This is a genomic window from Streptomyces sp. DS1-CR2 (assembly GCF_055760475.1).
This window is the reverse complement of the sequence record NZ_CM147085.1, coordinates 3,496,438-3,509,123: the sequence shown is the minus strand read 5'-3', so window position 1 is coordinate 3,509,123 and position 12,686 is coordinate 3,496,438. Positions and strand designations below refer to the sequence as shown.

11 protein-coding genes are annotated in these 12,686 nt (G+C 70.5%); 5 read left to right on the top strand and 6 right to left on the bottom strand.

Features of this window, described 5'->3' with window-relative positions; all coding sequences use genetic code 11:
* Positions 1-22 precede the first annotated feature (22 nt).
* Complete coding sequence (locus ACY0PA_RS17130) at positions 23-1,420, bottom strand: tetratricopeptide repeat protein (RefSeq protein ID WP_473085439.1); 1,398 nt, start codon at positions 1,418-1,420, stop codon at positions 23-25.
* A gap of 288 nt (positions 1,421-1,708) precedes the next feature.
* On the opposite strand from ACY0PA_RS17130, the gene ACY0PA_RS17125 reads away from it, so the two are divergent.
* The gene (locus ACY0PA_RS17125; protein WP_473085438.1) at positions 1,709-2,146 is read left to right on the top strand and encodes a hypothetical protein; all 438 of its coding nucleotides are present in this window, start codon (positions 1,709-1,711) and stop codon (positions 2,144-2,146) included.
* Between the two features lie 78 nt (positions 2,147-2,224).
* Positions 2,225-3,106, top strand: a complete 882-nt coding sequence (locus ACY0PA_RS17120) for a spermidine synthase (RefSeq protein ID WP_473085437.1) — start codon at positions 2,225-2,227, stop codon at positions 3,104-3,106.
* 4 nt (positions 3,107-3,110) lie between these two features.
* On the opposite strand, the gene ACY0PA_RS17115 is transcribed toward ACY0PA_RS17120, so the two are convergent.
* Positions 3,111-3,644, bottom strand: a complete 534-nt coding sequence (locus ACY0PA_RS17115) for a hypothetical protein (RefSeq protein ID WP_473085436.1) — start codon at positions 3,642-3,644, stop codon at positions 3,111-3,113.
* A gap of 119 nt (positions 3,645-3,763) precedes the next feature.
* Between ACY0PA_RS17115 and ACY0PA_RS17110 the strand changes: the two genes are divergently transcribed.
* From ACY0PA_RS17110 to ACY0PA_RS17100, 3 genes are all read left to right on the top strand, one after another.
* Positions 3,764-4,471 (top strand): response regulator transcription factor, encoded by a 708-nt coding sequence (locus tag ACY0PA_RS17110; protein ID WP_473085435.1) that lies wholly within the window; start codon positions 3,764-3,766, stop codon positions 4,469-4,471.
* Positions 4,468-5,868 carry a sensor histidine kinase gene (locus tag ACY0PA_RS17105; protein WP_473085434.1) on the top strand — a complete coding sequence of 467 codons (1,401 nt, stop codon included), beginning with the start codon at positions 4,468-4,470 and terminating at the stop codon, positions 5,866-5,868. Before ACY0PA_RS17110 ends, ACY0PA_RS17105 begins: the two co-directional genes overlap by 4 nt.
* Positions 5,869-6,041: 173 nt before the next feature.
* Positions 6,042-7,517 (top strand): glycoside hydrolase family 18 protein, encoded by a 1,476-nt coding sequence (locus ACY0PA_RS17100; RefSeq protein WP_473085433.1) that lies wholly within the window; start codon positions 6,042-6,044, stop codon positions 7,515-7,517.
* A 275-nt stretch (positions 7,518-7,792) separates the two neighbouring features.
* Here ACY0PA_RS17100 and ACY0PA_RS17095 read toward each other — a convergent pair whose 3' ends face one another.
* The 4 genes from ACY0PA_RS17095 to ACY0PA_RS17080 all read right to left on the bottom strand — a co-directional run bounded on the left by ACY0PA_RS17095 (position 7,793) and on the right by ACY0PA_RS17080 (position 12,570).
* A complete protein-coding gene (locus ACY0PA_RS17095) occupies positions 7,793-9,250 on the bottom strand; it encodes a GH1 family beta-glucosidase (protein WP_473085432.1) in 1,458 nt (485 codons plus the stop codon).
* Positions 9,251-9,314: 64 nt separating this feature from the next.
* On the bottom strand, positions 9,315-10,217 hold the full coding sequence (locus tag ACY0PA_RS17090) for a carbohydrate ABC transporter permease (protein ID WP_473085431.1): 903 nt from the start codon (positions 10,215-10,217) through the stop codon (positions 9,315-9,317).
* A complete protein-coding gene (locus ACY0PA_RS17085; protein WP_473085430.1) occupies positions 10,214-11,245 on the bottom strand; it encodes a carbohydrate ABC transporter permease in 1,032 nt (343 codons plus the stop codon). The genes ACY0PA_RS17090 and ACY0PA_RS17085 overlap by 4 nt, the downstream gene beginning before the upstream one ends.
* Positions 11,242-12,570 (bottom strand): ABC transporter substrate-binding protein, encoded by a 1,329-nt coding sequence (locus ACY0PA_RS17080; protein ID WP_473085429.1) that lies wholly within the window; start codon positions 12,568-12,570, stop codon positions 11,242-11,244. The genes ACY0PA_RS17085 and ACY0PA_RS17080 overlap by 4 nt, the downstream gene beginning before the upstream one ends.
* Positions 12,571-12,686 lie beyond the last annotated feature (116 nt).

Genomic DNA, 12,686 nt, shown 5'->3' with positions numbered 1-12,686 from the left:
GCGACAGCGGCGCCAGCAGGGCTCACGTCGTGCGCGGCGCCGACGCGTGCTGCTCCAGGAACGCCGAGACGCCCGACGCCCTGCGGTGCGGAAGGAGCACGCGCGCGGTGGTCGCCAGCATCGACTGGATGCGCGACGACTGGACCTCGGTCAGCAGGTGCAGGACCCGCATCCCCGCGGACGCGGCCTCGTCGGGCTGTCCGGCGCGCGCGAGGTCGTCGGCCAGCTCCGCCGTGTACAGGGCGATGTTCCGGGTGAAGTGCGGGTCCTGGAGGGCCGCGGCGCGATGCGCGTGCCGGGCGGCGCGCGTCCAGTCGCCGAGCGCCGAGTAGCACTGCGCCTCCAGGCCCTCCAGCTCGGCCTCGCCGTAGAACGTCATCCACTCCGGGTCGTCGTCCGACCGCCCGCGCGCGAAGAGGGCCTGCGCCCGGGCCAGCGCCCGCTCGCACTCCGTACGGTCCCCGAGGCCCGCCCAGCCGCCGGCCTCGCGCAGCGCGAGCAGCGAGAGCAGTCGTGGCGAGGCCAGCTGGGCCGCGACGCGCGTGGCCGCCTGCGCCGCCCGCACCGCCTCCCTCGGCCGCCCGGCGTCCCGCGCCAGGAACGCCGTGTTGCAGAACGCGTGCGCCTCAAGGGCCGGGTCGCCGGCCACGCGCGCGGTGGCCAGCGCCTCCGCGTAGTGCGAGCGCGCGTCGTCGAAGCGGCCCGAGTCGTGCGCCAACCAGCCTACGGAGATGGCCAGTTCACCCGCCCCGGCCTGGAGCCGCTCGGCCGTGCCGGGCGCCGCCGTCGCCGCGTCGAGCAGCGCGAACGCCGTACGCAGCGGGGCCGCGGCCCTCCTGTAGAGCCCGTCGGCGCCGTGCCGGTCGTCGAGCAGCCGGATCCGGCGGATGGCCTCCTCGACCGCGCCGACACCGGCCTCGGGCGCCGCGCGCCCGCCGTGCCCCGCCGCGGTCGACTTCGCCGCGGGGGCTGCCGTGCCGTCGGCCGCGATGCCGAAGGGCGCCAGGGAGGCGATGGCCACGGTGGCCGTCCCTCCGGTCATGAATGCGCGACGCCGCACGTCGCTCTCCTCGTCGTGGTGCGGGTACTCGAACTCGGTGTGCGCGAGGGGTACGGGATCTGCGGGGCGCGCCGCCCGGCCGCGTACGGCCGAGCGGGGCGCGAACCCCATGTCCGTGAGCGAGCGCCCGGGGAACATGTGCAGGAACACCCGCTCATACGCGTAGTTGGGGCAGCGGATCTCGCCGGCCTCCACTCGCCCGATGTAGCGCGCGTCGCAGCTGACCCGCTCGCCGATCTCCCGGGCGGCGCGTCGCACCGCGGCCGCGAACTCGCCCGGAGAGCGCTGCCCACGCAGCCGCCTGAAGGCGAGATTCGGCCGCGGGGACTGCGCTGACGATGCCACCGATGACGGCGTCATGACCGGGCCCTCTCGTGCGAACCGTGCCGGATCACCGGGGAGTTGGGTCTCTGTGAGCCCTGGTGCCACCCTTGTTCCGACGGGGCACGAAGGTACCTGCTGTAACGACTCCGACACACAGTGTTTAGCTACAAACCGGATATCTCACCCCGCATCCGCCATGAAGTGCCATCCTTTGCGGCGGCGTACCGCCGTAGCTGTTGACGCTTACGGGCGTTGAACCTTGCGGGGCCGGAGCGGTCGCGTTCCGGTCGTGCAACCCGTACGCGAGAGCGAGGAGGGGCTGACGTGTTGGAGGCATCACTTTCGACGGCGCGGCACCGGCCGACCCAGGACCACAGCGCGCCACCCCGTGACAGCGCGTTCTGCGACGTGGTGACCGTCCCGGCCCGGCAGGGCCTCGAAGCGGTCGACATCCTGCGCCGCGGCGCCACCGAGGCCGTCGGCCCGGTCCTGCACGACGGGGACTGCGACACCCTCGGCTTCCTCGTGCCGCCCGGCACCGCCGACGGCTGGGACGTCCCCGGCAGCGACTGCACCCACACCCCCGCGTCGCCCTCGCCGGAGCGCGGTCCCGGTGCGGGCCCCGTGCCGCCCGCCCCCGTCGAGGGCGGCGGCTGGCTTCTCCCGCCCGGCGAGGCCGAGCTCGTCACCGACCCGGCGGTCCTGCGGGCGGCGCTCGACGAGGCGGCCCGCATGATCGAAGCCGCGGACAACTGCTGCTGAGGCCGCCTGCCAGGCCCCCGCGGCCCTTGGCTCCCCGGCCGCTGGGCCGACTCGCCGCCGCCCGTCGATAATGGACGGATGGCAAGGTCAAGGGCAAAGAACAAGCAGGCCGGAGCGGCCCGTGGTGGCCGGGAGGCCGTCGTCGAGGCCGTCGACGGCGGGCTCGCCGAGCTGATGCCCGACCGGGACCGGCCGCGCGCCTGGACGCTGCTCGTGGACGGCGCCCCGCAGTCGCACGTCGACCTCGACGATCCCGGGCACCTCGCATTCGAGTACCAGCGCAGGATCGGCCATGTCATCGACCTCGCCGTGGACAAGGGTCGCCCCGTGCACGCCGTGCACCTGGGAGGCGGCGCCTTCACCCTAGCCCGCTACATCGCCGCGACCCGCCCCCGTTCCACCCAGCAAGTGGTCGAACGCGACGAGGCGCTCGTCCAACTGGTGCGCCGTGAACTGCCGTTGGACCCCGGCACCCGGATCCGCGTCCGCGCGGGCGACGCCCGCGAGTGCCTCGCGAAACTCCCCGACGGCTGGGCCGACCTCCTGATAGCCGACGTGTTCAGCGGCGCGCGTACCCCCGCGCACCTCACCAGCACCGAGTTCCTCGCCGAGGTACGCCGCGTGGTCAAGCCCGACGGTTGCTACGTCGCCAACCTCGCCGACGGGCCGCCCCTCGCGCATCTGCGCGGCCAGATCGCCACCGCCGCGGCCGTCTTCCCCGAGCTCGCCCTCGTCGCCGACCCGGCCGTCCTGCGCGGAAAGCGCTTCGGCAACGCGGTGCTCGTCGCCTCCGCCCAGGTCCTTCCCGTAGCCGAACTGACCCGGCGCGCGGCCGGCGATCCGCATCCCGCCCGCGTCGAACACGGCAAGGCCCTCTCGGACTTCACCGGGGGCGCCGGTGCCGTCAGCGACTCGGATGCCGTCGCCTCGCCCGCTCCTCCGCCTTCCGTTTTCCGGTAGACGTTCAGTACTTGGCGACTTCCACACTCGGCGCATGGTCGTGCCACGTGCAGAACACCGAGACCTTGTCCGTGCCCGAGGTGAACTCCACCCTGATCCACGTCGGGTCCTTCCACACCTGCATCGACCAGCCGGCCGCGGGTGTCGCCGACACCAGCGTCGCCGAGTCCTTGCCCAGGTCGAACACGGCGCGGCCGCCCTGCGTCGCGTAGCCCTTCACCGTGCCGGACGCCGACGGAGACGCGGGCGGCTTCGCGGAGGTGCTCGGTTTCGCCGTGCGGCTCGGGGAAGGGGCGGCCGAGGCGGGGGAGTGTGACGGCTTCTGCGATGCGGAGCGGGACGGCGACCCTGACGGTGACGGCTCCGGGCGGTGCGTCGACGACGACCGCGCCTCTACCGCTCCCGCCGCGATCGGCACCGCACGCGGCGGGTCGTACGCCGTGCCCGCCATCACCGTGTGCACGCCCCACCACGACAGCGTGACGGCCGCGCCGGTGGCCAGCAGCCAGGCCGCCGTGTGAACAAGTCCTCTGCGCATGGGGTGCATCGCGGCCATACTGCCGCACCCGCCCCACCCGTGTCCCCGGGGGACCGGGGTTGCCCCGGACCTGGGCGGAAGGAGGACCGGGGCAACCCGTATGGCGTACGGTGCCGCCCATGGCAAGTGTGCTAGTGGTCGAGGACGACCAGTTCGTGCGCTCGGCTCTCATCCGGCACCTGACCGAGGCCTCCCACACCGTACGGAGCGTCGGCACGGCCCTGGAGGCGCTGCGCGAGGTCGCCCATTTCCGTTTCGACGTCGTGATTCTCGACCTCGGTCTGCCCGATCTGGACGGTTCCGAGGCATTGAAGATGCTGCGCGGCATCACCGACGTACCGGTGATCATCGCCACGGCCCGCGACGACGAGACCGAGATCGTCCGGCTCCTCAACGACGGCGCCGACGACTACCTCACCAAGCCGTTCTCGCCCGAGCACCTGTCCGCCCGCATGGCCGCCGTGCTGCGCCGCGCGCGCTCCAGCGCCGCCGCCGAGCCGCCCTCGCGACTCCTCCGGGTCGGCGGCCTCGCGATAGACCCGCTGCGGCGCCAGGCCGAGCTGGACGGGGCGCGGCTCGATCTCACCCGGCGCGAGTTCGACCTGCTCACCTTCCTCGCGGGCCGGCCGGGTGTCGTCGTACCCCGCAAGGAACTCCTCGCCGAGGTGTGGCAGCAGTCGTACGGGGACGATCAGACCATCGACGTGCATCTGTCGTGGCTGCGCAGGAAACTGGGCGAAACGGCCGCCCGGCCGCGCTATCTGCACACCCTGCGGGGCGTCGGCGTGAAACTGGAGCCGCCGCGGCCGGAGGGCGGGCCGGCATGAGGTGGGCCCTGGTCAAGGTGTGCCTCGCTGTCACCGCCATGGTTGTCGTCGCTTTCGCGGTTCCTCTCGGCCTCGTCATCAAGGAGATGGCCCGGGACCGCGCCTTCTCCAACGCCGAGCGGACCGCCGCCGCGATCGGGCCCCCCCTCTCCATCACCACCGACCGTGACCAACTGACCCGCGCCGTCGCCTCCACCGAGGCCGGCGCCGACGGCCGCATGGCCGTGTACATTCCGGCCTCCGGTGGCGCCCCGGCGATCCAGGTCGGCACGTCGCGCGCCGGTGGCGTTCACGTCGGCCTCCGGCAGGCCACCGTCGCCGATGTGCCCGGCGGGTCCGTGTGGCTCCAGCCCATCGCCGTCAGCGCCGGCATCGCCGTCGTCGAGGTGTTCGTGCCGGAGTCCGAGGTCACCAACGGCGTCGCCACCGCGTGGCTCGTCCTGGCCGGCGTCGGCATCGCCCTCGTCATAGGGTCCGTCGCCGTCGCCGACCGGCTCGGGGTGCGCATGGTGCAGCCCGCCCGGCGGCTCGTCTCCGCCGCGCACGATCTGGGCGAGGGGAAGCTCGGGGCGCGTGTTCCGGAGGACGGGCCCACGGAACTTCGGCTGGCGGCCGTCGCGTTCAACTCCATGGCCGATCAGGTCGTTCAACTGCTCGCCAACGAGCGGGAGTTGGCCGCCGATCTCTCCCATCGGCTGCGTACACCCCTCACCGTTCTGCGGCTGAACGCCGTCTCGCTGGGTGAGGGCGCCGCCGCCGAGCAGACCCGTTCCGCCGTCGAGCAGCTGGAGCGCGAGGTGGACACCATCATCCGTACCGCCCGCGACGCCAAGCCGCAGACCGCCGCCGCGGGGCCGGGGGCCGGGTGCGATGCCGCCGAGGTCATCCGTGAGCGCATGGACTTCTGGTCCGCGCTCGCCGAGGACGAGGGGCGCAAGGTGCGCGTTGCCGGCGTCGACCGGCCTGTCCGTATCCCCGTGGCCCGGGGGGAGCTGGCCGCCGCGCTCGATGCGCTGCTCGGGAATGTCTTTCGGCATACGCCTGAAGGCACCGCCTTCGCCGTCGACGTGCACAGCGGCGAGGACGCCGTGATCGTGCTCGTATCGGATGCGGGGCCCGGGATTCTGGACCCGGACGCCGCGATGGCCCGTGGGCGGGGTTCCGGCAGCGACGGGTCCACCGGGCTCGGGCTCGACATCGTCCGACGGCTCGCCGAGTCGACCGGCGGTGATGTGCGCATCGGGTCCTCCGTGCTCGGGGGGACCGAGGTGCGGATCTGGGTGCAGCTGGACGGGCGGGGGCCCGGGTCCGGTGGGGCTGTGCGGCGGGGGCACCGGGGTGGGGTGCGGCGTGGCCGGAAGCGGGGGGCCGGCGCCGGGTCCGGTGCCGCTGTGTAGTCGGGTGGGACCTCATCGTTTCGGAGTTGGTCTCTACCTTTAATCCGTTCCGATAGCTTCCTTAAGCCCTCCATAAGAACCTCAACCGCCGGTACTGGTGCCCCATTTGCCGGGTTCCGGATCGCTAGCGTGCTGCCGCACCCCCACCCCCGTACAGCTAAGGCAGGCACGCGATGAGCAGCACGCACCGGCGCAGGGTCAGCGGCAGGAACAAGGCGATAGGCGGACTCGTCGCCGCGGCCGTCGTGGGCGGCGGCGCCTTCCTGTTCTCCGGTACGGCGCAGGCCGCCGGCGTCGGCGCCGCGTACACCAAGACCAGTGAGTGGTCCGGCGGGTACACCGCCCAGTACGTCGTCAAGAACGACTCGGACAAGGTCCAGTCGGGCTGGAAGCTGGAGTTCGACCTGCCGTCCGGCACCAGGCTCGGCTCCCTCTGGAACGCGGAGTCGTCCGTCTCCGGCTCGCACGTCACCGTGAAGCCCGCCTCCTGGGGCAAGGAAGGTATCGCCGCCGGGAAGTCCGTGACCGTCGGGTTCGTCGTCACCGGCGACTCCGATCCGGCCGGGTGCCTCATCAACGGGGCCAAGTGCTCCGTGGACGACGGGGCCACTCCGGAGCCCAGCGGCCGGCCCACGGAGTCCCCGACCCCCACCCCCAGCGCCTCCGCTTCAGCGACCGCGAAGCCCACCGCGACCGCCACGCCGACGGCCGGCCCGTCGGAGTCCTCGTCCTCCGGTACGGGTTCCGGCACGGCGGCCGCGGGCGGCTTCGCCCCGTACGTCGACACATCGCTCTACCCGAAGTTCGACCTGGTCGCCTCCTCCAAGGCCACCGGCGTCAAGGAGTTCAACCTCGCCTTCATCACCTCCGGCGGCTCCTGCACCCCGAAGTGGGGCGGCGTCACCGACCTCGGCAGTGACGAAGTCGCCGCGCAGATCGGGGACTTGAGGACCTCCGGTGGCGACGTCCGGGTCTCCTTCGGTGGCGCCTCCGGCACCGAGCTGGCGCAGGCCTGCTCCTCGGCCTCCGACCTCGCGGCGGCGTACCAGAAGGTCATCGACCAGTTCAAGCTCACCAAGGTCGACTTCGACGTCGAGGGCGGCGCCCTGCCGGACACCGCCGCCAACACCAAGCGCGCCCAGGCCATCGCCACGCTGCAGAAGAACAACCCGAAGCTGAACGTCTCCTTCACGCTCCCGGTGATGCCCGAGGGCCTCACTTCGGACGGCGTGAACTTCCTCAAGAACGCCAAGGAGAACGGGGTCTCGACCGGCCTCGTCAACATCATGGCGATGGACTACGGCGCCTCGTACAGCGGCGACATGGGCGCGTACGCCGAGCAGGCCGCCACCGCCACGCAGGCGCAGATCAAGAGCGCGCTCGGGCTGTCCGACGCCGCTGCCTGGAGCGCGGTCGCGGTCACCCCGATGATCGGCGTCAACGACGTCTCGTCCGAGATCTTCAAGGTCGACGATGCCACGCAGCTGGTCGCCTTCGCCAAGGAGAAGGGCCTGGGCGGTCTGTCGATGTGGTCCGCCACCCGTGACAAGGCGTGCGAGGGCGGGGCGTCCGGCTCGGCCCAGCCGACCTGCTCTTCGATCGAGCAGTCGGCAGGCGCCTTCCAGAAGGCCTTCGCCTCCTTCGAGTAGCCCCCGCGGGAAGCTGCGCGCCCCGGCCGGATCTTTGTCCCCCCACTCGGCCGGGGCGCGCGTTCTTTGAGTGCGTCGAGGTTCGTTCTTCGGGTGCGCCGCCGTCTCGCCGGGATTGTTGTCGGGTGCGGGGCCGCGGGGGCAGGTACGTGCTCGCTGTTCTAAGGGTGCTCGTCAGCCAGCCAATTGCCTGTACGTGGTGCTGGTGGCTGCGCGCGCACATGCCCCCACGGTCCCCTCCCGTCCCGTACGCGGCTGACCGCCGGTGGGTGCTGCTAGTTCGCCGGCGGGAGTTGGTTGGTGCGGGACGCTTGTGCGTACCAGTGCGCGCTCGACTTCGGCGTACGTTTCTGGGTCGCGTAGTCCACGTGGACCGCCCCGAAGCGCTTCTCGTAGCCGTACGCCCACTCGAAGTTGTCCATCAGCGACCAGAGGTAATAGCCGCGGACATCCGCGCCGTCCCTGATCGCGCGGTGTACGGCTGACAGGTGGCCGTGGAGGTACGCGATGCGCTCCGGGTCGTGGACCCGGCCGTCAGGGTCCGGCTTGTCGTCGTACGCCGCGCCGTTCTCCGTGATGTACAGCGGCAGGCCAGGTGCCTCCCTGGTGTAGCGCATGATCAGGTCGTGCAGGCCCGTCGGGTCGATCGTCCAGCCCATCTCCGTGCGCTCGCCCGGAGACTGGTGGAACGCGACGTCATCCGCTCCCGGCCAGGGGGAGTGGTCGCTCGCCCCATGGCCGTCGGATCGGGTGGTGGGTGCTGACGGGGCCGAGGAGACCAGGGACGGGGTGTAGTAGTTCAGGCCCAGCGCGTCCAGCGGCTGGTGGATCGTTGCCAGGTCTGTGCCTTCCACGAAGGACCAGTCCGTGATGCCTGCGGTGTCCGTGATCAGGTCCGCCGGATACTCCCCGTGCAGCATCGGGCCGTGGAACACGCCGTTCGCCAGGTTGTCGATGCGGCGGCGGGCGTCCTGGTCGGCGGGGTCGTCGGGTGAAAGGGGCCTGACCGTCGAGGAGTTGAGGCTCACCGCAATCTCTGCCCGGGACGGCAGGGTCCGGCGTAGTGCCTGTGTCGCCAGGCCGTGCCCCAGGTTGAGGTGGTGCGCCGCTCGCAGGGTGGCCGCCGGGTCCGTCCTGCCCGGCGCGTGCACCCCGGAGCCGTAGCCCAGGAACGCGCTGCACCAGGGCTCGTTGAGCGTGATCCAGAAGTCCACCCGGTCGCCCAGTGCCTCGCCGACCATGCCCGCGTACTCCGCGAAGCGGTACGCCGTGTCGCGTGCCGGCCAGCCGCCCGCGTCCTCCAGCTCCTGCGGCAGATCCCAGTGGTAGAGGGTCAGGGCCGGCTTGATGCCCTTGTCCAGGAGTTCGTCCGTCAGGCGCCGGTAGAAGTCCAGGCCCCGCTGTACCGCGGGGCCCCGGCCCGTGGGCTGCACCCTCGGCCACGAGACCGAGAAGCGGTACGTGCCCAGGTCCAGGTCCTTCATGAGCGCCACGTCGTCTTTGTAGCGGTGGTAGTGGTCCACGGCGATGTCGCCCGTGTCCCCGCCCGCCGTCCTGCCCGGCGTATGGCTGAACGTGTCCCAGATCGACGGCGTACGGCCGTCCTCCCGCACCGCTCCCTCGATCTGGTACGCCGATGTCGCCGCGCCCCAGAGGAAGCCCGGCGGGAAGGTGGGGGTGGATGTGGGGGTGGAGGTGGGCAGTGTTGTGGACTGCGTAATGGGCTCAGGCATGGAAGCGCTCCCATGGTTGGAAAATTGTGAGGTGGGGCCGCCGCTCACGGCGGCCCCCAAGACGTCAGCCCTTTACCGCGCCCTGCATGATCCCGCCCACGATCTGCTTGCCGAACAGCAAGAACGCGATCAGTAGCGGCAGCGTGCCCAGCAGGGCGCCGGCCATGATCACCGAGTCGTCGGGGATGTAGCCGGTGCCCAGTTGGTTGAGGGCCACCTGGACCGTCGGGTTCTCTCCGTTGAGCGCGATGATCGGCCACAGGAAGTCGTTCCACGCCATCACGAACGTCAGCAGCCCGAGCACCGCCATCGCCGGGCGCGCGGCCGGGAAGACCACGTGCCAGACGACCCGCAGGCTGCTCGCCCCGTCGACCCGGGCGGCCTCGATGAGTTCGGTGGGCAGCGCCTGGACCAGGTACTGGCGCATGAAGAACGTGCCGAAGGCGCTGACCAGGGTCGGCAGGATGACCGTCTGCAGATGGTTCGCCCAGCCCAGGTCCGTCATCCACAAGTACAGCGGGACTACAGCAAGTTGGGGCGGGATCATCATCGTGCCGATGGTCATCAGCAGCAGCGTGGTCGAGAACCGGAAGCGTAGTTTGGCGAAGGCGAAACCGGCGAGCGTGGAGAACAGCACCGTGCCGACGGTGATGGTCGCCGCCACGAGGATGGTGTTCCACATCGCGGTGCCCATGCCGGCCTGGTTCCAGGCGGTCTCCAGGTTCTTGAACAGGTTTCCGCCGAACCAGAAGGGGGGTGGTGTCTGCGCGAGGCGGGTGTTGGTGCGTGAGGCCGCGATCGCCGTCCACAGCAGCGGGGCGAGCGAGATCACGGCGAACAGGGTCAGCACGAGGTACGTGACCGGACCCGCGTGCAGCTGCTTGCCCGCGCCCAGGATCCGCCGCCGACGCGGCGGTTCGGCGTCCTGCGCGACCTGAGGCGGTATCGCGTCGGTGATGGTGGTCATTGGGATTTCCTCAGCCGTCGGGTGATCAGCAGGTTGACCGCGGCCACGATGATCAGGATCAGGAACATCGACCAGGCGATCGCGGACGCCTTGCCGAGATTGCCGACGATCCAGCCCTGGTCGTACATGTACAGGCCGAGCGTCTGGTACTGGTGCTCGGACCCGCCCTTGGTGCCGCTGACCCCGCCGAACAGCAGGGGCTCGCCGAAGAGCTGGGTCGCGCCGATCGTGGAGACGACCACCGTGAACAGGATCGTCGGACGCAGCATCGGAATGGTCACGTGCCGGAACTGCTGCCAGCGGTTCGCGCCGTCCAGGGCCGCCGACTCGTACAGGTCGGCCGGGATGGCCTGCATCGCCGCCAGATAGATCAGCGCGTTGTATCCGGTCCACCGCCAGATCACGATCGAGGAGACCGCTGCTTGCGAACCCCAGTCGGATTCACGCCAGTTGACCGGGTCGATGCCGACCAGGTCGAGCGCCCAGTTGATCATGCCGGTGTCGGGCGAGAAGAGCAGCACGAAGACGAGCGTCGCCGCCGCCACCGAGGTGGCGTACGGGGTGAGCATCACGACGCGCCACACGGTGGAGCCACGCAGCCGGTAGTTGAGCATGTGTGCGAGCCAGATCGCCGCGATCAGCTGCGGCACGGTCGAGATCACGCCGATGGTGAACGTGTTCTTCAGCGCGTTCCAGAAGAAGTCCGACTGGAAGAGGTTCGTGTAGTTGTCCAGGCCCGCCCAGGTCTGGCCGTCCAGGTTCGACAGCTGCACATGGTGCAGCGAGTACCAGGCGGTGTAGAGCAGCGGCACCAGTGAGAAGGCGCCGAAGATGATGAAGAAGGGGGAGATGAACGCGTACGGGGACGCCTTCATGTCCCAGCGGTACAGCCGGCTGCGCCAGGTGCCGGCGCCCGTCGGCGCCGTACCGCGCCCCTGAGCGCCCCGGGCCGCGCCCGGCTCCTGGGAGCCGGGCGCGGTGTCGGCGCTCGTCGCGGACTGCGCGAGAGCCTCGTCGGAGCTGGTCACTGGTCGAGCACGTCCTTGACTTCCTTGGTGGCCGCGTCCCAGCCCTGCGCGGGCGACTTGCCCTTCTGCTCGACCTGGAGGATGCCGGTGTCGGTGATCGCCGTGCCGATCGGCTGGTCCTTGATGCCGAAGACCTGGACCGGGATGGTCTTCGCCGAGTCGGAGAAGATCTGCGTCAGGGGCGCGTCGGAGAAGTACGTGGTCGTCGCGGCCTGCGGCTTCAGGTCGGCGTACGCCGAAGGCATCGACGGGAAGCTGGCCTGCTTGGCGAAGACCTTCGCCTGCTGCGCGGGCGCGGTCAGCCACTTCGCCAGGGTGATGGCCTCCTTCTGGTGCTTGCTCGCCGTCGGCACACCGATGAACGAACCGCCCCAGTTGGCCGCGGTCGGCGCGGCGGCCACGTCCCACTTGCCCTTGCCGGCGTCACCGGACTTCTCCTGGATGTAGCCGAGCATCCACGCGGGGCAGGCCACCGTGGCGAAGGTGCCGTTGGCGAAGCCCTGTTGCCACGGCTTGTCGAACTGCTTCAGCTTGGCCGACATGTTGCTGGTCGCCACCTCCATGGCGGCGTTCCAGGACTTCTTCACCCCCGTGGACTTGTCCCAGATGACGCTGCCGTCCTTGTCGTAGTACCGCTCCTTCTCGCCGCCGAGCGCCGCGTTGTACACGGAGGACGCGGAGTCCACGTACTTGGTCTTGCCCGGCGCCTTCTTCATGTACTGCTTGCCGAGGTCGACGTACTTGTTCCAGTCGCCCTTCCACTGCGCGGCGAGCTTGGTGCGGTCGGTCTCCAGACCGGCCTTCTCGAAGAGGTCCTTGCGGTAGCAGATCGCCATCGGGCCGACGTCCGTGCCGAGCCCGATGAGCTTGCCGTCCTTGGTGGTGGCCTGGGCGTTCTTCCAGTCCAGCCACTGCGACTTGTCGACCTCCTTGCCGAGGTCCACGAACTTGTCGGCCTGCGTCTGGACGGCCTCCGTGATGTTGCCGACCTCGATGGCCTGGACGTCGTCGGTCCCGGATCCTGCCTGCAGCCTGGTGAGGGTCTTCGGCCAGTAGACGTCGGTGCGGGTGGTGACGTTCTCCTTGATCGTGATGTTCGGGTGCAGCTTCATGTACTCGTCGTAGAGCCCGGCCTGCTTGTAACCGAAGACGCCGAACGTGCCGATCGTGACCGTGGTGCCGCCCTTGTTGCCGCCACCCCCGCTCGAACCGCCGTCGGATCCTGCGTCGTCATCGCTCGCGCACCCGGCGAGCAGCCCTGTGGCCAGGGCGGCGACGACCGCAAAGGTCATCGCGCGTCGGGACGTACGGGCAGTCGTGCGCATTGCATCCTCCAAGGAACTCACTTGCTCTGAAGTGCCAACCCCGGCCAACTGCCTTGCTGGACCCGTTTGTTCATGCGCGGCTCGGGCGGGGAACGTGCGGCTTCTGTATACATCCC